This is a genomic window from Weissella sp. MSCH1 (assembly GCF_045799135.1).
GTDB lineage: Bacteria > Bacillota > Bacilli > Lactobacillales > Lactobacillaceae > Weissella.
In genome coordinates this window covers 66,657-85,970 of sequence record NZ_JBJMBA010000044.1, presented here as the reverse complement: position 1 = coordinate 85,970, position 19,314 = coordinate 66,657, and the positions used below count along the sequence as shown (strand labels likewise).

Genomic DNA, 19,314 nt, shown 5'->3' with positions numbered 1-19,314 from the left:
CACCCCAACTACCATGTTTCGTGATTGTTGGGGTGTTTTAAAAAATTGACTACGCTATTAAAACAACATGCTGAAGATTGAGATGTACATTAAGGCGGCACCGCCGAGGACGAATAGGTGCCAGTAGACGTGACTCATTGGCAACTTTGGAATTAAGTATACGCCGGCACCTAATGTGTAGGTAATACCACCCGCTAATAGCAGGTTAAATGCAAATGGTGTTAACGAATGGTGTAATGATGGAAAGGCTAAGATGATTAGCCAGCCCATGACAACGTAAATGAGGACTGACACCCAAGGCCAGCGACCGACAAAGAATAGGTCGTAGATGATGCCAGCGATTGTTAGTCCAAGAATTGTGCCCCAAATTGGCCAGCCAACATTATGTGGTAAAAACAACCAAGTGTAAGGCGTGTAACTTCCTAAAATCACCAGGTAGATACCAGAGTGATCTAAGAATTGAAATACCTTACCAGCTTTGGTAAAGACCAACGCATGAAAGAGGGTTGAAGCGAGCAGGAAAGTGATGATTGAAAGCGCGTAAATCCAAAGGGCGGCCATCGTAAAGCCGTCAAAGTCAGCGTGCATGCTTTCCCAAAGTAGCAATGTAGCACCAACAACGGCAGCTAATACGCCAAGTCCATGGGTGACGGCGTTTAATGTTTCATAGGTAATTAAGTAACGGCGATTCTCATTTGTTAAGACAGGCATGATGCACACCTCCGTGTTTTCGTTTTTTATTGTTGTAACTATCATAACGCCAACATCTAGTGTTGTAAACTAGATGAACTGAATTTTGACTTCAAATGGTTACTGACGGTCATTTTCTGTATACTGTATCGGTAGTGAAAATGTTGGGGTGAAAAATAATGATGACCTTGTTGAAAGGCATGATGATTGGGTTTGCATTCGTTGCACCAATTGGTATGCAAAATTTGTATGTGTTTAATAACGCGATGAACAACCGCTTGCGGCGGGCGTTTTTGTACGTCTTGTTTGTGTGGATTGCCGATTCAGCGTTTTCGATGGCCGCGTTCTTCGGGATGGGAGCGTTGATTAGTTCTCATGATACGCTCAAACTAATTGTGATGCTGTTGGGAGGCTTGTTAGTGATGTGGATTGGTTACGGCATCCTACGAGGGGCCAATTCGGTGCAACTGAATACGCAACAGAACGCCATGTCACTGAAAAAAGCATTGGTAACAGCGGTGATTGTGTCGTGGGCTAATCCACAGGCGTTAATCGACGGTAGTTTGATGCTTGGTGCACTACGGGGAACTTTGGCGGATTCACAAGTGTGGCCGTTTATTATCGGTGTTATTATGGCGACATTTATTTGGTTTAATGGCATCACGATTACGATGAATTTGCTAAAAGATCGCTTACCAAAACGAGTATTGGTTTGGGTCAATATCCTTTCTGCAGTCATTGTACTGGGATACGGCGTATACTTATTGGTGGAAGCGATTAGCATGTTAATTTAAGAAATGAGGCGAAGAAATGCCATTACTACGATTTGATTTATATAAGGCAGGTTGGGAAGATAAGTCACGCGTGAAGCAATTGTTGGACTTGTCATATGAAGTGATGCGTGAAACGTTCGGTGCGCCTGAAGGGGATCGTTACCAAATCGTAAGCTACCACGAGCCAGAAGATTTCATTATGGCAGACACGGGGCTTGGCTTTACGCGAACGAATCAATTTATTTCTTTGTCAGTTCGCACGCGTCCACGCACAACGGAACAGAAGGAAAACTTCTACCGTGAGTTGGTGGCGCGCATTCATAGTGAGCTGGGAATTGATCCACAGGATGTGATGATTAATCTGGTCTCAAACACGGATGAGGATTGGAGCTTTGGGTTAGGTAAGGCACAATTCTTGACGGGCGACTTATAGAATTACATTGTGACTAAAAGTTATTTCTGTTATAATGAACATATTAACGAAAGAGGTATCTGGCAATCGCCAGGTACCTCTTTCCTGCTTTAAGGGGATATAACGATACCGTTAACAATTAACAGGGGGAGGGCATTATGGCAGAGACAAAAGAACGCTACGTGACATATGAAGAATTCAATGACTTCAAGCATCACGACTTTCAGGAAGTGAAAGATGATTTGAAGGAATTACGCGAAGATGTCACCGAAATGCGAGCTGACTTGCGTGTTATGGATACTCGTCTGACAAACGTGGAGAAGACGCTCGAAACGTTTGCGACTAAGGATGAGATGCAATTGATGCTACGAGACGTTGTGCAGTCGTTCCAGGATAACAGCCAGAAGTTGCGGCAGGACGCTCGAAAAGAAATGTATCAAGCACTGGGACTTGTGACGGCTGTGCTTGGTGTATTGATGGGATTCTTGCAATATTTCAATTGATTGGATTATGAGGGGCGCAATGACGGTGACAAAACAGTGCGAGGTGACGTGCGAAAGGTGTGATAAGTTCGATCGTCATGTTATTCACGAAATGAAGCAAGATTTCAGGGAAATGCGTAGGGATGTTGCGAAAATTCGAGTTGACTTGACAGAGATTCGAGCTGACTTGCGTATTTTGGATAACCGCATGGCAAATGTGGAGAAGACACTTGAAACGTTTGCGACTAAGGATGAGATAGAGTTGATGCTACAGGAACATTCGTTAGAAAGTCGCAAGATAATGTATCGAGCGTTAGGTGTAATGATACTCGTATTAGGAGTCCTAATGTGCATTTTGCAGTCTTTGAATTAACTAGGAAAAAGGAGTGATACTATTGTGGTAAAGCCGAAGGAACGATACGTGACATATGAAGAGTTTAACGACTTCAAGCATCATGATTTCCAGGAAGTGAAGGACGATATTAAGGAATTGCGAGGAGAAGTGAAAGAAATCCACGGTGACATGAAAGTGTTAACACAGCGAGTTGATGGCATCGTCACATCGCTAAATTGGTACAAGTATGTCTTTGTACTAGTAGTTTTAGCACCGTTTATCGAGCGCTTGGTGTCACGCTTCATATGAGCGGTATGCCTTGCTTTTCTAACTAAATAAACGTAAAATATCGTTTATAGCAATTCACTAAAAAGTAAGTTAAACAGCGATTGTCCAGCGAGTGCACAGGTGATGAGAAGTGCATCAATCAGTTTAAGTGAAAGTAGTTAGTGGGCCGCACCGGTGAACGTGAGTAGTCGATGCCGTGAGAAACGCGTTAAGTTCTAACGAGATAGCGGGAGTAGTCCCGTTAAATCAGGTGGTACCGCGATTAAGTCGCCCTGATCATACAATATCGTATGGTTAGGGCGTTTTTTATTTGCGACCATCCGTTATATAAGATAGCTATTATTCATAAGGAGAATTTCACATGCGCGAAATTGATATGCCTGGAAAGTATGACGCGACTGCTGTTGAAGCTGGCCGTTATGACAAGTGGGTACAAGAAAACCGCTTTAAGCCATCAGGAAACGATAAGGCTCGTCCTTACTCAATTGTTATCCCACCACCAAACGTTACAGGTAAGTTGCACTTGGGACACGCTTGGGACACGACGTTGCAAGATATGATTATCCGTCAAAAGCGTATGCAAGGCTTTGACACATTGTGGTTGCCAGGAATGGACCACGCCGGTATCGCAACGCAAGCTAAGGTTGAACAACGTTTGGCTGAACAAGGTGTGTCACGTTACGACTTGGGTCGCGAAAAGTTCGTTGACCAAGTTTGGGACTGGAAGAACGAATATGCTGCAACCATCAAGTCACAATGGGGTAAGATGGGACTTTCTTTGGATTACTCACGTGAGCGTTTCACGTTGGATGAAGGATTGTCAGAAGCTGTTCGCAAGGTCTTTGTGACGTTGTACGAAAAGGGCTTGATCTACCGTGGTGAGTACATCATCAACTGGGATCCTAAGGCGCGTACGGCTTTGTCAGATATCGAAGTTATCCACCAAGACGACGAAGGGGCTTTCTACCACGTTAAGTATCCATTCGTTGAAGAAGGAGTAACTTACGATGGTAAGGACTACATCGAAATTGCTACGACGCGTCCTGAAACGATGTTTGGTGACGTTGCTGTTGCCGTTCACCCATCAGATGAGCGTTACAAGGACTTGGTTGGTAAGATGGTGCGCGTACCACTTGTTGGTCGCGAGATTCCTATCATCGCCGATGAATACGTTGACCCAGAATTTGGTTCAGGAATGGTGAAGATTACACCAGCCCACGACCCTAACGACTTTGGTGTTGGTAACCGTCACGATTTGGAGCGTATCAACACGATGAACGAAGACGCGTCAATGAACGAGCGTGCCGGCAAGTATGTTGGGATGGATCGCTTTGACGCACGTAAGGCGATCGTTGCAGACTTGCAAGCTGAAGGCTGGATGCTTGAAATTGAGCCAATCGTGCACTCAGTTGGTCACTCAGAGCGTACTGGTGTGCCGGTTGAGTCACGTTTGTCAACGCAATGGTTCGTTAAGATGCAACCATTGGCTGAGCAAGCTTTGGACATGCAAAAGTCAGACGACCGTGTTGACTTCTACCCACCACGTTTCGAAGATACCTTCACACGTTGGATGGATAACATTCACGACTGGGTTATCTCACGTCAACTTTGGTGGGGACACCAAATCCCAGCTTGGTACCACAAGCAAACGGGTGAGATGTACGTTGGTATGGAAGCACCTGAAGATATCGAAAACTGGGAGCAAGACTCTGACGTTTTGGATACGTGGTTCTCATCAGCTTTGTGGCCATTCTCAACGATGGGGTGGCCTGATGAAGACGCTGCAGACTTCAAGCGTTACTTCCCAACGAACACGTTGGTTACGGGATACGACATCATCTTCTTCTGGGTTGCTCGTATGATGTTCCAATCAAAGGAATTCACCGGGCGTCGTCCATTTAAGAACGTTTTGATTCACGGTTTGATTCGTGACGAACAAGGACGCAAGATGTCAAAGTCATTGGGTAACGGAATTGACCCAATGGATGTCATCGAGAAGTACGGTGCCGATGCATTGCGCTGGTTCTTGGCAACTGGTTCAACGCCAGGTTTGGACGTTCGTTTCTCATACACGAAGATGGACTCAGCTTGGAACTTCATCAACAAGATCTGGAACGCTTCACGTTACGTTATCATGAACTTGGATGACGAGACGAAGGCTGAATTGCCTGCTGACTTGTCAGTTTTGACGTTGGCCGACAAGTGGATTTTGTCACGTTTGAACGAAACGATTGCTTCAGTAACGAAGAACTTTGATAAGTTCGAGTTCGGAGAAGCTGGTCGCTCATTATACAACTTCATCTGGAACGACTTCGCTGACTGGTACATCGAAATGACCAAGGAAACGTTGAACGGAAACGATGAAGCTGCCAAGAAGAACGTGCAAGCTGTTTTGGCTTACGTTTTGGACAACACGTTGCGTTTGCTACACCCAATCATGCCATTTGTAACGGAAGCTATCTGGCAAGAGATGCCACACGACGGTGAGTCAATCGTGGTTGCTGCTTACCCAGAAGAGAAGGCTGAGTTGGATAACCCAACGGCTGAAGCTGACTTCCAAAGCTTGACTGACTTGATCAAGGCTGTTCGTACAATTCGTACGGAAGCAAATGCGCCAATGTCAACTGAAATCGACGTTTTGATCAAGACGTCAGATGAAAACTTGGCACGCATTTTTGATGAAAACTCAGACTACATCAACCGCTTCGTAAAGCCAAAGTCACTTGAAATTTCTGCTGATGTGGCTGCACCAAAGTTGGCGATGACGCAAATTATTTCTGGTGCCGAAGTTTATGTGCCTTTGGAAGAGTTGATTGACTTGGATGAAGAAATTGCCCGTTTGCAAGGTGATGTTAAGAAGTTTGCTGGTGAAGTAAAGCGTGCAGAAGGTAAGTTGGGTAACGAAAAGTTCGTGAACAACGCACCTGAAGCTGTGGTTGCGGAAGAACGTGAGAAGCTAGCTGACTGGCAAGCAAAGTTGGCAGCAACTGAGTCTCGTTTGGCCGAATTGCAGGCTGCGAAGTAAGACTAGAGCATGGGGCAACGTTTTTTGGCTGAAAGTCAAAAATCAGGTGTCCGGAGATAAGTGAAGAAATTCTTGGTGCGCTATCAGCGTGCCAAAATTTATTTGCTTATCGGAGTGGTGCCTGAAGTTGCGCCAGGCGTTTAAACAGAGCATAGAGTGTTGGTTTTCTTGCGGAGCAAGAAAATCGGTTATCCGGAATTAAGACGAAAATTTCTCGGTGCGCCACAGGCGTGCTGAAAATTTTTGACTTAATGCAGTGGTGACCGAAAACACGCCAGGCGTTTAAACAGAGTATAGAGCTCAGTTGCGTCAGTCGCCCTGAAATGAGATTGTTACTTCTAAAGGCTTGCAGGTCGTCGGTTTTTAGAGTATTATCTTATATATTGTTAATAACGAATTTAAGCTGTTCGTCGTTACAATGTTAGTAAATTACACCTGTAAAAGCGCTGTTCGCATTTGTGAATGGCGCTTTTACTATTTCTGGGCGGTTTTGCAACAGTCAAATCATAAATTGTCCGTGCAAACGGAAGCGATAACCGATATACTTACATTATGTCGGTTTATCGAACAGTGAAAGTGTAAGAGAGAGTGAGAACTATGTGGCGACGTAGCAAAAGAATGGGCCAATGGGTGATGGCCAGCCTAATAATACTGCTCGCCGTGGGCACAATAAATGATGTATCGGCTGCTGGGGCACCAGCCGGTCGGTTTAGTGTTTCGGGAAATGCTAAAATGCCTGATAAGGTCAGACAGGCCGTTTTTGAGGCAACTCAAGAATGGCAAACTGTTTTAAATGATGATGATTTGTTTGATGCTGCGGAAGCGACGCGGACGAATGTAACGGTTGTTTGGGATACAATGCACGACGCCAGAACTGCGAAAGATGATGCTGTGGCGGTGACGAAAAAGACGGGGACCCCAACGAAACCAGCCTTTGAGATTGTGTTGTATAAGCGGGATATCAATCGGGCGTTTAAGCAAGATGGCTTTGCCACGCAGGAACAACAACTGCGGACGATTATGGTGCACGAATTAGGCCATACGATGGGCTTGGCGCATAGTGCGAACGCACATGATGTGATGTATCCAATGGCACTGGGACCAACGCAACACATCACTGCCGAGGATGTTCGCCAGTTGCCGTTTGCTGTTCGCAATGGTGTGCAGCAGGAATTAGCGAAGCAAGATCGTGCCTGGTTTGCGCCCCGTCGTTGGTTAACAATGCTGACAGAATTGGTTGTGAAAACGTTTAAGCGACCACATAGTTTAGAAATTGCGGCGTTGAGTTTTGGTGGCGCACTTGTGCTCACTGTGGTTGGCACGATGATTTATAATCGGCGGGCCCGCTGATTGAAAACAGTAAAACGAGTATGACGAGGCATCTAACCCTAGGTGCCTCGTTTTTTGCACCAAAAAATCGCTACAAGATATACGGTGTGTTAGGATTGAAAAGATGAAAAAGGAGGTCCGTTCAGATGATTACAATTGAAACGGCAGCTGACGCCATTGCCTATATTCACGGACGTCACAAGTGGAAGAAAACACCTAGTTTTGCCAGAATTGAAGCACTTCTTGATCGATTAGGTCATCCAGAACGGGCTTCTAAGTTTATTCATATTACTGGGACGAATGGCAAAGGCTCGACTAGTAAGATGATTGCCCAATTATTGCGTCAAACGGGCTTGACGGTGGGGATGTTTACATCGCCTTTTATTATGACGTTCAATGAACGTGTTCAAGGAAATGATGGTAACATTCCGGATGCGGATTTATTGGCGATTATGCAGCGCATTGCACCAATTACGGAAGCGTTGGACCAAGAATTGCCTGACGGCGGTCCAACTGAGTTTGAAACGTTAACAGCTATGATGTTTGTGTACTTTGCAGAGCATCCAGTTGATGTGGTCGTGCTAGAAGTTGGTGTCGGGGGAACCTGGGACACGACCGAGGTAATTCCTGATAAACTGCTATCGGTAATTACAACGGTTGGGTTAGATCACATGCAGGTGCTAGGTAATTCATTAGCTGAAATTGCCACACAAAAGGCAGGCATTATTCAACGTCAACGTCCGGTCGTGACAGGACGTTTACCAGAAGAAGCGCGTCGAGTCGTAACGACGGTTGCCAAGGCCGCAGGTGCTCCGCTTTATGAGCTCGGTCATGAATTTGAGGTTGCCATGGTGCCTGGTGATAGTGAATGGGGTGAACACTTTAATTTGTCCGGTACCGTAACGCAGCAAAACGTTTTCGTGGATTTGATGGGTGATTACCAAATAGAAAATGCTGCCGTGGCCATTCAAACAGCCACGCTAGCTGCACAGTTGCTTGGTCGTGAACTGACACCTGAGATGATTGAGACGGCCTTGGCAATTGTTACTTGGCCGGTTCGGTTTGAACGCGTATCAAACACGCCGTTAACTGTCTTGGATGGCGCGCATAATCAGCACGGTGTAGATGCATTAGCTACAACATTGGCGCGGCGGTTTAAGCAACGAACTGTCCATATCTTATTCGGGGCGTTGGCGGATAAAGCTTATCCGGAAATGCTCCACACACTGGCTGACTTGCCTAATGTGGACCTTCACGTCGTTGGTTTTCAAAACCCAGGCAGTCGGACAGTTCTAGATCCGAGTGAGGCAGCCGCTCAAGTGACTGGACACACGGTCACCGTTCACCAGGATTGGCAAACAGCCTATCAGGCCGTTAAAGCACTCGCGAAGCAAAATGATATGATTTTGTTCACAGGGTCATTATATTTTGTGTCAGAAGTTCGTGCTAATCTATAAAAATGCACACGCGCTTGCACTAATCTGCAGGCGTTTTTTGGTATACTTAAATTAAGACAGTAGCGATTGATGATGATGTTTCAAAAGGATGAGCTGCTTTAGTAAATTGGATAAGAAGAGGGAAGTGCGATGAATTTTTTCGTCAATGAGGGACTTGCCGCGCAGGGCTCAGGGATTGAACACGCCCAAGTGCAACGTGGTAAGTTATTCCGCAAGAATGGTCAGTCATTTAAAATCGTGACCCGGGTTTACAACGCCAATGGTCATCGAGATTTGCTGGCCTGGCAACTAAACGATGCTGAAGTGATTAATATGTATGATTACTATGCAGGGACAGAATATGTGCCCGATCGCATCGTGACGGCCGAAGATGTTGAATGGGGTGGTCGACCAGTTGCAGTGGTGGAGCCAATGGCTGATAAGCCTGAGACGTTTATGGCGTTTGAAGATATTGAACGAACACGTTTTTTGGGGCGGATTCACGTAGACTTAGAGCACGAAAATCGGGTCACGATGGTGGAAGTGTTTGAACACTTTGGCAATTTGTTCCGGGTTGATACGTATGATTCACGTGGCTTTATTAGCCGCCAACAATATATCGACCCAGATGGTACCCCTAATACAAATGTGTTTGTGGACCGTCAAGGCCGCCCGGTGATTGAAGAGTTTTTGCGTCGTAAAGGGCCTCGGATGTCTGAAACGATGCTGATGAACCGTCAACACATTGATGCGCAAAATCAATTGGCCGATAATGCGCGCATGTCAGGCCAACCGTTTGAAGCTAAGCCGTTTGAGGCACCGCAATTTGTTAATTTTATGGCGGGCTATCGTTTGATTAAGCGCAACGGAATGACGTATATTTTTGATTCATTTGATGAATTGACGGCTGAGTTCGTGAATGATTTAAATAATGATTTTTATTCAGAGGATCACCCAAATGTCTTCATTATGGATCGAACGACGGCGGCTGATGAAGTGTTGTTGCACATGGATCGACCAGCTTATATCGGGTTCCATTTGCACAACTTGCATGCGTCGGATACCCGTGATGTCATGACGACAGATGAAAATAACAACTATGAGTTTGATTTCATGCACATGAATGACTATCATGCGATTATTTCAGCGATGCCACGTCAAACGGCTGACGTGGTGGCACGTTATGCGCCAAAAGCAACGCCGTTTACCATTCCAGTGGGGGTTGTCCCAGCTGAAATTCGTGAAGCAAACCGTGTACCGATGGCTGAGCGTGAACCAAATTCAGTCTTGATGATTGTGCGTCGAGCACCAGACAAGCGTCCCGCTGCGGTAGCAGAAGCTCTGATGATTGCGAACCAAAAGCAACCGGGATTGAATGCGCACTTAGATGTTTATGGGTACTTTGATAACACTGGTAACAATAAGACCAACAAGGACTTGATTAACTTGTTCGATAAGTATGGACTCCCAAAGCCAACGATGCTGAATGAAAAGGGCGAAGAGACAACTGATATTAATGAAGTCCGCCGTTTGGATTCACCAGTTGTGACCTTGCATGACTACGTTACGGATCGTGACGAGCTGTACGCTATTCACCGTTCACACCAAGTATATGGTCTGGCTTCAATGATGGAAGGGTTCAACATTTCAATGATGGAAGCCATGTCAAATGGGTTGCCAGGTGTATCGACGAATGTGAATTACGGACCTAATGATCTGATTATCGATGGTGAGAATGGCTATTTGACAGCCTGGGCACCAGAAGGTCAAGAAGATGAATTTGTTTCTGAAATGGCCGATCGCTTCCTTGAATTATTCAATGATCCACAAAAGTTACAAGCCTTCTCAGATGCGGCTTATGATCACAGTGACCGTTATTACGAGGAAAACGTGTGGCAAGCTTGGCAAGGATTGCTAGATGATGCCAACAAGCGCTGGCCAGCGATGGCAGCTCAGGCTCCGGCGCTATCAAATGTTGGGGTTGGTGAAGGCGGTACAACGATGACGGCTTACACCCTCGGGCAACGATCGGATGAAGTGACAATTAATGGTGTTGCAGGTGTCACTTACTTTGCAGCGAATTAAGGAGAGCAGTGATGAACTTATATATTGATAATTCAGATTTGCCAACGCTTGATGTTAACGTGGCTGCACGTGTAAAAGAGGATCGTGCAGCGGGCAATGATGCAAAAATTGTTGTACGTGGGTATTACCCAGATCAACATATGCACTTGGTTAATCACGGTTTAACGGATCAAGATTTGTTGAATATGTATGATGTGTTTCAAAAGGCAACTGATGTGGACCCTAAGATGGTTCACTACCGACACAATCCGCAAATCGATAAGACGCGTTACCACTTGGATGGGATTGATTGGGGAATGGCGCAAGCCCGTCGTTTTGGCACAACTTACGGTCGCAATGTAATTGATGTGGAGTTGTTTGCCGGCAATCCAGGCGGTCGTTCATCAATGTTGCATTACATTGACCGACTAGACAATGTTGCTGTGACGGATATTTGGGACTGGCGTGGCTTTAAGTCAGCGACTCGTTATTACCAAACGAACGGGAATATCTCAAACATTATTTTCTATACGCCAACAGGGGATGTTGCTGCACGAGCATCATTTATGTGGCAGCACATTGAAGGTAAGCCGAATAATGAATGGCCACTTGTCCAAACATCATTGGAAGTTATGGACTACGATGGTCAACATCTCTGGTTTGAGAGTGAAATGCATGCTTGGGAGTACTTTATTCAGCACGAAAAGCAGAAGCAAGGTGTCGTTTTCCAGTAATCTACTCTTTTTAGCGTAATATGGTATACACTTTCAATGAGATTAACATGGGTAAGTTAGTCGAACAGAGAAAGGGGTTAGAATATCATGAAGCGCTTTATAGTGGTTGCGTTGATTGTATTCGGTTTTAGTTTGGTAGGTGGCACAGCGTTTGGTGATGAAACGGCGGTTAGTCGGGTGACGGCAAGTCAGTCGACTGCTGATGGTGCGAAGGTCGCCAGTGCGCAACTGGATGATGGCGCAGCGGTCCAATACCAAACGCACGATGAAGTGCAAGCGATGAAGGCCGGTAATCAAACCAATCATACGTTGGCGGGTTACACATGGCTTGGTCTGGTGATGGTTGCCGTCACAACGATTGGTGGATTAGTCTGGCAATCATTCCGACGGGAGATCAGACAGGCAGACTAAAATAGCAAGGATAATTCCGGGGTAGTCTTTTGACTATCGCGGAATTTTTTGCGTTTTCTGTTACACTAGATAAAGAGATTTAGGCAATGCCCTGGATGCGGGGTGTTGAGACGGAGATATATAATCATGATTATTTTACAAGCAAGTAACGTTGCTCGCCGTTTTAGCGGGGTAACGTTCTTTGAAAACATATCAATGCAGATTCAAGATAAAGGTCGGGTTGGCTTGGTCGGGCGTAATGGTGCTGGTAAGTCAACGCTTTTGAAGATGCTAATTGGTGAAACACAACCTGATGAGGGAACTGTTTCAATGAAAAAAGGCATCAAGCTTGCCTATTTAGCACAGAATTCAGGTTTGGACTCTGATTTGTCTGTTTACAATGAGATGTTAACGGCATTTGACCGGGTTATTTCGTTGGAAAAGAAGATGCGTGATATGGAAGCTAAAATCGCATCAGCAACAGATTACGAAAGTGATGAGTACACGAGTTTGTTGTCGGCGTATGATCAAGCACAACACGATTTCAATGAAATGAATGGTTACGGGTATGAAGCAACTATTCGATCGGTATTGCATGGATTTGGCTTTGACGAATCATTCTATGATCAAAAAATTTCATCGCTATCTGGTGGTCAGCGCACGCGTTTGGCGATTGCGAAGCAGTTGCTGGAGACGCCTGATTTGCTAATCTTGGACGAGCCAACGAACCACTTGGATATGCAAACGTTGTCGTGGTTGGAGCAATATCTGCAAAACTACCAGGGGGCATTGTTGATCGTTTCCCACGACCGTTACTTCTTGGATCGCGTCGTGAACGAGATATATGACATGCACTCAGGGGTATTGGACCACTATACGGGTAATTACTCGCGCTTTATGGAACTAAAGGCCGCCAAGGTGCTGCAAGAACAGAAGGCGTTTGATAAGCAACAAGAAGAGATTGCCAAGCTGGAAGACTTCGTGAACCGTAACATTGTCCGCGCGTCAACGACGAAGCGAGCCCAGTCACGACGTAAGCAGTTGGAACGCATGGAACGCTTAGAAGCACCTAAGAACGAAACGGGTGTTGCTCATATCCAATTTTCAGCTGACGAAGAGTCTGGTAATGAAGTAATGCGCGTCAACGAAGTGAAGTTAGGATATGACTTAACGAATATCTTGGCTGAGCACGTTAATATTGATGTGGACAAGCAACATGCAGTGGCGTTGGTTGGACCAAACGGAATCGGTAAGTCAACGTTGATTAAGACGATTTTGGGGAAGCTACCCTTGATTGCAGGCACAATCAAAATGGGTGCGAATGTTGAGGTTGGTTATTATGACCAAGAGCAGCAAACTTTGGACCCAAAGAAGTCCGTTTTGAATACGATTTGGGATGAACACCCAACAATGCCAGAACGCGATGTGCGCTCAATTTTGGGTTCATTTATGTTCTCGGGTGAATCGGTGGATAAGATTGTGTCAGCACTTTCGGGTGGTGAACGCGCGCGTTTGTTGCTAACGAAGTTGTCATTGCAACATGCAAACTTTTTGATTCTTGACGAGCCAACTAATCACTTGGATATTGATTCGCGCGAAGTGCTTGAGACAGCGTTAAATGAGTTTAACGGCACGATTTTCTTTGTTTCGCACGACCGTTACTTCATTAACGCTGTGGCGACCGAGGTGGTTGAATTATCACCAAACGGTACGCGTTTCTTTGATGGTGATTACGATTACTACTTGGAGAAGACGGCTGGCGAACAAGCGGAATCGCACCGGGCTAAGGCCAGTTTTGAAACGACGGAAGAGTTCAAAGAAGCGTCAGCAGCGCCGATTGAGAACTTGAGTCGTGAAGAACGCAAGGAGCGTCAGAAAGAACAGCGCAAACTTGAACGGGCAGTGTCAGCAGCTGAAGAAGAAATGGAAACGTTGAATACCAAGCGAGATGCACTGAACGCAGAGTTAAATGATCCAGCCAATGGTGCTGACTTGGGTAAGTTGACGGACTTGTCTAAGGAGATCGCTGCGTTGGATGCACAATTAGCAACAGTCGAGGAACAATGGACTGAAGCAAGCATGGCACTGGAAGAATTTAATGATTAAGACAAAAAGTCTCGGCGGGAATCGTCGAGACTTTTTGTCTTGTCCGGGTAAATAATTGCACAAAATTTGTTGCAAAAATATCTCAGTGTGCTATTATTAGTTATGTTGATTAGCACTTAACAAAAGAGAGTGCTAAAAATTATAATTGCCTATGGAGGTCATATAACATGTTGAAGCCTTTGGGAGATCGTGTTGTTTTGCAAGTTGAAGAAGCACCTGAGCAATCAGTTGGTGGCATTTTGCTTGCGTCAAACGCTCAAGAAAAGTCAGTTACCGGAACGGTTGTTGCTGTTTCAACGCAATCAGTTGGTGACTTGACGGCCCCAGCTGCAGTGAAGGAAGGTGATCAAGTCATCTTTGATAAGTATGCTGGCTCAGAAGTGACGGTTGACGGTGTCGACTACTTGGTCGTACACGAGAAGGATATCGTTGCGGTTCTTTAATTTACAAAACACAGATAATTAAACTATTAAAATAGAGGGTGAATAAATCATGGCTAAGGACATTAAGTTTGCTGAAGATGCACGCGCTAAGATGCAAGCCGGCGTTGATAAGCTTGCAAATACAGTTAAGACGACGATTGGTCCTAAGGGACGTAACGTTGTGATTGAACAAAGCTACGGCGCACCAACTATTACGAATGATGGTGTGACAATCGCTAAGTCAATCGAATTGGAAGATCACTTTGAAGACATGGGTGCAAAGTTGGTTGCTGAGGTTGCTTCAAAGACCAATGACATCGCTGGTGATGGTACGACGACGGCCACTGTTTTGACACAAGCTATCATTAACGAAGGTTTGAAGAATGTGACAGCCGGTGCTAACCCAGTTGGTGTGCGTCGCGGAATTGAATTGGCAACGGATGCGGCTGTTAAGTCATTGCACGACATGTCAAAGACGGTGTCAACGAAGGAAGAAATTGCGCAAATCGCATCAATTTCAGCTGCTAACCCAGAAGTGGGTGAGTTGATTGCCGAGGCAATGGAGAAGGTTGGTAACGACGGCGTTATCACCATCGAAGAGTCAAAGGGGATTGAGACAACGTTGGATGTTGTTGAAGGGATGCAATTTGACCGCGGTTACATGTCACAATACATGGTAACGGACACGGACAAGATGGAAGCCGCTTTGGACAACCCATACATTTTGATTACGGACAAGAAGATTGCTAACATTCAAGAAATCTTGCCAATGTTGCAAAGTGTTGTCGAGCAAGGTCGTGCTTTGTTGATCATTGCTGATGATATTACGGGTGAAGCTTTGCCAACGTTGGTCTTGAACAAGATGCGTGGTACGTTTAACGTGGTTGCTGTTAAGGCCCCTGGCTTCGGTGACCGTCGCAAGGCCCAATTGGAAGACATTGCCATCTTGACGGGTGGTACAGTGATTACCGAAGATCTTGGTTTGAACTTGAAGGACGTTACAATTGCCCAACTTGGTCAAGCTGCTAAGGTTACGGTCTCAAAGGATAACACGACGATTGTTGAAGGTGCTGGTAACAAGGATGCCATCGCTGAGCGTGTTAACTTGATTAAGGGTCAAATTGCTGAGACAACGTCAGACTTTGATCGTGAGAAGTTGCAAGAGCGTTTGGCTAAGTTGGCCGGTGGTGTTGCTGTTATCAACGTCGGTGCCGCAACTGAAACTGAGTTGAAGGAGCGCAAGTACCGGATTGAAGACGCCTTGAATGCGACACGTGCCGCTGTTGAAGAAGGATTCGTTGCCGGTGGTGGAACTGCTTTGGTTAACGCAATCCCTGCTGTTGCTGCCTTGTCTGAGGACGGGGATGTGCAAACGGGTATCAACATTGTGCGTCGTGCCTTGGAAGAGCCGGTTCGTCAAATCGCTGAAAATGCTGGTTTGGAAGGCTCAGTGATTGTGAACCAATTGAAGGCCGAAAAGCCTGGTATTGGTTACAATGCTGCGACTGATGAATGGGTTGATATGGTTGCTGCCGGTATCGTTGATCCAACGAAGGTGACGCGTTCAGCTTTGCAAAATGCTGCCTCAGTGTCAGCTTTGTTGTTGACGACTGAAGCTGTTGTTGCTGAGCAACCTAAGGAAGACGCAGCCCCTGCAATGCCTGCTCAAGGTATGCCGGGAATGATGTAATTTAAAACAAACTAAAGAACCACCGTCATGCTTTTGGCGGTGGTTCTTTGTTTGTGAAAAACTATCTAAATATCAATGATAGACAACGCGTGTAAATAGCACTAAAATAAGTCGTTGTAGAAATTTTAAATCGTCTTACAAATTGGCGTAACAGCTAAATCTAATTTAATAGGAGCGAATTAATCATGTGGCGCTTTTTAAAGCGGTTGTTGATTGGAAAGCCATTGAAGACCCTGGAAGAAGGCTCACAACATTTGAGTCGAACCAAGGCGTTGGCATTGTTGTCTTCTGATGCGTTGTCATCAGTTGCCTATGGTACGGAGCAAATTACGACGGCTTTGATTGCTGTTGGTGCTGCGGCCCTCTGGATGCAAATTCCAATCGCAATTCTGGTTTTGGTGCTGTTGGCAGCGATTACGTTGTCATATCGCCAAATCATTCATGCGTACCCATCGGGTGGTGGTGCGTATGTCGTAACGTCAACCAACTGGGGACGTAACGCAGGACTTGTCGCGGGTGGTTCATTGTTGGTTGACTACATGCTGACCGTGGCCGTATCTGTTGCGGCAGGTACAGAAGCCATTACCTCAGCAATTCCAGCCTTACATCCTTATGCAGTTGGGATTGGTGTCGTGATTATCTTGATTTTGATGGGGATCAACTTGCGTGGTGTCCGTGAGTCAGCTGGTTTCTTGATGGTACCGGTTTACTTCTTTATCTTGATGATTACTGGCATGGTGCTATATGGGTTATATAACATCGCCACTGGCCAGGTAGCATTCCATGCTGCGTCGGCTATCGGTACGACGGGCTCGAATATCGGTATCATCTTGTTCTTGAAGGCGTTCTCAAGTGGATCATCTTCGTTGACTGGTGTTGAAGCGATTTCAAATGCCGTACCAAACTTTAAAGAACCAAAGCCTCGTAATGCAGCGGCGACGTTGTCGATCATGGCCTTGATTTTGGCCTTCTTCTTTGCCGGAATTACGTTCTTGTCATACTGGTACGGTATTCGTCCAAATGATCACGTCACGGTTTTGGCTCAAATTGGTCAAGCAACCTTTGGCCATGGCGTACTGTTCTATTTGTTGCAAATTGCCACAGCTTTGATTTTGGCGGTTGCGGCCAACACTGGATTCTCAGCGTTCCCACAATTGGCCTTTAATTTGGCTAAGGATAAGTTCATGCCGCACATCTACATGGACAAGGGTGATCGTCTAGGCTACTCAAACGGTATTATGTCATTGGCCATTGGTGCCATCGTCTTGCTGTTAATCTTTAACGGTTCGACCGAAGCACTGATTCCATTGTATGCTGTAGGTGTATTTATTCCGTTCACGTTGTCACAATCAGGAATGATTATTCACTGGTTCCGTGAACGTGAAGGAATCTGGCTAGGTAAGGCATCAATCAATTTCGTTGGTGCAGCTATCTCATTTGCCTTGGTAGTTATCTTATTCTGGATGCACTTCAAGTCAGTATGGCCTTACTTGATTATCATGCCAGTGCTCATTAAGATGTTCTGGACTGTAAACAAGCACTACCGCGCTGTCGCGAAGCAACTACGTGTTTTGTCTAAGGAGCCGGTCAAGCGTCATCATTACGATGGTGCGACTGTGATTGTGTTGGTCTCGAACTTGACGAAGGCAACGGCCGATGCGATTGACTATGCTCAATCAATGGGTGATCGGGTTTTGGCGATGCACGTTTCGTTTGATTCAAATCCGGAAAAGGAACATCGTTTGGGCGTGGAATTCAAGCGTGAATTCCCGGATGTCCGCTACGTGGATATTCACTCGTCATATCGCTCAATTACAGAGCCGTCATTACGTTTCGTGGATGAAATTGCGAAGGGGGCTAAGGAACGCAATCATTCCTTGACCATCTTGATTCCGCAATTCGTACCACGTCACGGTTGGCAAAATGCGTTGCACAACCAAAACAGTTTGCGTTTGCGCACAGCGTTGGCCTCACGTGATGTCACGGTATCGACGTACTACTTCCACCTCAAGGAATAGTTGTTAAAAACGAATATTTTCATCTGCTATCATCAGGAGGTTGTGTTAACCTATTGATGATAGCTTTTATTTTGAAAGCAAAAAACTTAGAGAAAATAAAGGGATAGAGATAATGGATTATACCGTTGATGAAGTCCGACAAGAATTACAAGCCATCCGTGAACGGGTGCACCATGGCGAATTATTTGATTCGATGGGCGCTGAGATTGGTCGCTTGATTGATCAATTTGATTATGATGCCCCAACAACCGTTACGCAATTAGATGCAGCCACTGCTAGTTCATTGCAAGAAAAACTTTCTGATTGGCAGACGGCGTTAATTGCTGGTGAACCGGTGGTGGTCACAGATCAAGACGTATTGGACATGATGACGGGGTTGCGTCAGACTGATCCTGAATTACGTGATCGCGGTGTGTTTTTCTTTGTCAGTGATGGCTTACAGAATCATATTTTCAGTGATAACCAAGTTGTTATGATGACACGCTACCTCTTGCAGGATTCCGTCTTGTTTTCGCACATTACGGAAACAAACAATGATGGTATTTTCTTCCGATCATTTGCGGTGTTTATTTTATCGATGTTGAACTATGCTAATCGGACGAATGACTTTGATTTGTTTACGGATGATTTGCATGAAATGATGATTGATAACTTAGCGACTTATATTGCGTTGGAACATGACACGCGTGGTTTTGTTGAGGGTAAAGGCTGGGCCCACACATTCTTGCACGTTGGTAATATGTTGGATGATTTATCAAACGATGATGCTGTGACTCGTGCAGACAAGATTTTCTTGTTGACGGTGCTGATTGAACGTATCAAGCGTTTGGAGACACCACTGGTGATGGGAGAAAATCGGCGAATTGATAGTTATATCGTGACGCTGGTGAACATGAACCCGCTGTATCGCGATTACTTCTTGAAGCAATTAAAGCAATGGCGTCAAGAAATGACCCGTCAGATGCAACCGGAAGTTGAGGCTGATTGGCATCGCATGTACAACCAACAACGTTTACTGCAAGGGTTACTATTGCGCGAAAAGTTGCCTAAAGAAATTTATAATTATCTTAACGAAGCGCGAAACTTTCTAGCGTAACTTATCAAGAATTCAGGAACGTGTT

General features: G+C 45.5%; 17 protein-coding genes and 1 other annotated feature. Of the genes, 16 read left to right on the top strand and 1 reads right to left on the bottom strand.

Annotation, left to right across the window (positions count from 1 at the left end; genetic code table 11):
• Positions 1 to 57: 57 nt before the first annotated feature.
• Positions 58 to 711, bottom strand: a complete 654-nt coding sequence (locus tag ACJ28U_RS09265; RefSeq protein WP_099088392.1) for a hemolysin III family protein — start codon at positions 709 to 711, stop codon at positions 58 to 60.
• Positions 712 to 869: 158 nt separating this feature from the next.
• On the opposite strand from ACJ28U_RS09265, the gene ACJ28U_RS09260 reads away from it, so the two are divergent.
• The 16 genes from ACJ28U_RS09260 (at position 870) to ACJ28U_RS09185 (ending at position 19,289) form a co-directional block, all read left to right on the top strand.
• Positions 870 to 1,484, top strand: coding sequence for a LysE/ArgO family amino acid transporter (locus ACJ28U_RS09260; RefSeq protein WP_099088391.1), 615 nt, complete (start codon positions 870 to 872; stop codon positions 1,482 to 1,484).
• Between the two features lie 16 nt (positions 1,485 to 1,500).
• Complete coding sequence (locus ACJ28U_RS09255; protein ID WP_407619055.1) at positions 1,501 to 1,896, top strand: tautomerase family protein; 396 nt, start codon at positions 1,501 to 1,503, stop codon at positions 1,894 to 1,896.
• 137 nt (positions 1,897 to 2,033) lie between these two features.
• Positions 2,034 to 2,378, top strand: coding sequence for a hypothetical protein (locus ACJ28U_RS09250; RefSeq protein ID WP_407619054.1), 345 nt, complete (start codon positions 2,034 to 2,036; stop codon positions 2,376 to 2,378).
• A gap of 112 nt (positions 2,379 to 2,490) precedes the next feature.
• A complete protein-coding gene (locus ACJ28U_RS09245; RefSeq protein ID WP_407619053.1) occupies positions 2,491 to 2,730 on the top strand; it encodes a hypothetical protein in 240 nt (79 codons plus the stop codon).
• A gap of 24 nt (positions 2,731 to 2,754) precedes the next feature.
• Complete coding sequence (locus ACJ28U_RS09240) at positions 2,755 to 3,000, top strand: hypothetical protein (RefSeq protein ID WP_407619052.1); 246 nt, start codon at positions 2,755 to 2,757, stop codon at positions 2,998 to 3,000.
• Positions 3,001 to 3,043: 43 nt separating this feature from the next.
• Positions 3,044 to 3,257, top strand: a binding site (T-box leader).
• A gap of 83 nt (positions 3,258 to 3,340) precedes the next feature.
• On the top strand, positions 3,341 to 6,004 hold the full coding sequence (locus ACJ28U_RS09235) for a valine--tRNA ligase (protein ID WP_085639916.1): 2,664 nt from the start codon (positions 3,341 to 3,343) through the stop codon (positions 6,002 to 6,004).
• 597 nt (positions 6,005 to 6,601) lie between these two features.
• On the top strand, positions 6,602 to 7,354 hold the full coding sequence (locus ACJ28U_RS09230) for a matrixin family metalloprotease (protein ID WP_099088385.1): 753 nt from the start codon (positions 6,602 to 6,604) through the stop codon (positions 7,352 to 7,354).
• Between the two features lie 125 nt (positions 7,355 to 7,479).
• Entirely contained in the window at positions 7,480 to 8,790 is a 1,311-nt protein-coding gene (locus ACJ28U_RS09225) for a bifunctional folylpolyglutamate synthase/dihydrofolate synthase (protein ID WP_407619051.1), read from the top strand.
• A gap of 129 nt (positions 8,791 to 8,919) precedes the next feature.
• Positions 8,920 to 10,854 (top strand): glycosyltransferase, encoded by a 1,935-nt coding sequence (locus tag ACJ28U_RS09220; protein WP_407619050.1) that lies wholly within the window; start codon positions 8,920 to 8,922, stop codon positions 10,852 to 10,854.
• Positions 10,855 to 10,865: 11 nt separating this feature from the next.
• Complete coding sequence (locus ACJ28U_RS09215; RefSeq protein WP_099088382.1) at positions 10,866 to 11,567, top strand: glycosyl transferase; 702 nt, start codon at positions 10,866 to 10,868, stop codon at positions 11,565 to 11,567.
• A gap of 87 nt (positions 11,568 to 11,654) precedes the next feature.
• On the top strand, positions 11,655 to 11,978 hold the full coding sequence (locus ACJ28U_RS09210; RefSeq protein WP_407619049.1) for a hypothetical protein: 324 nt from the start codon (positions 11,655 to 11,657) through the stop codon (positions 11,976 to 11,978).
• Positions 11,979 to 12,104: 126 nt separating this feature from the next.
• The gene (locus ACJ28U_RS09205) at positions 12,105 to 14,063 is read left to right on the top strand and encodes an ABC-F family ATP-binding cassette domain-containing protein (RefSeq protein ID WP_099088380.1); all 1,959 of its coding nucleotides are present in this window, start codon (positions 12,105 to 12,107) and stop codon (positions 14,061 to 14,063) included.
• Between the two features lie 167 nt (positions 14,064 to 14,230).
• Positions 14,231 to 14,506, top strand: a complete 276-nt coding sequence (locus ACJ28U_RS09200) for a co-chaperone GroES (protein ID WP_010373518.1) — start codon at positions 14,231 to 14,233, stop codon at positions 14,504 to 14,506.
• Positions 14,507 to 14,555: 49 nt separating this feature from the next.
• Entirely contained in the window at positions 14,556 to 16,175 is a 1,620-nt protein-coding gene (gene groL / locus ACJ28U_RS09195) for a chaperonin GroEL (protein WP_407619048.1), read from the top strand.
• Positions 16,176 to 16,360: 185 nt separating this feature from the next.
• A complete protein-coding gene (locus ACJ28U_RS09190; protein WP_099088379.1) occupies positions 16,361 to 18,193 on the top strand; it encodes an APC family permease in 1,833 nt (610 codons plus the stop codon).
• A 112-nt stretch (positions 18,194 to 18,305) separates the two neighbouring features.
• Positions 18,306 to 19,289 (top strand): DUF2785 domain-containing protein, encoded by a 984-nt coding sequence (locus ACJ28U_RS09185; protein ID WP_407619047.1) that lies wholly within the window; start codon positions 18,306 to 18,308, stop codon positions 19,287 to 19,289.
• Positions 19,290 to 19,314: the final 25 nt, after the last annotated feature.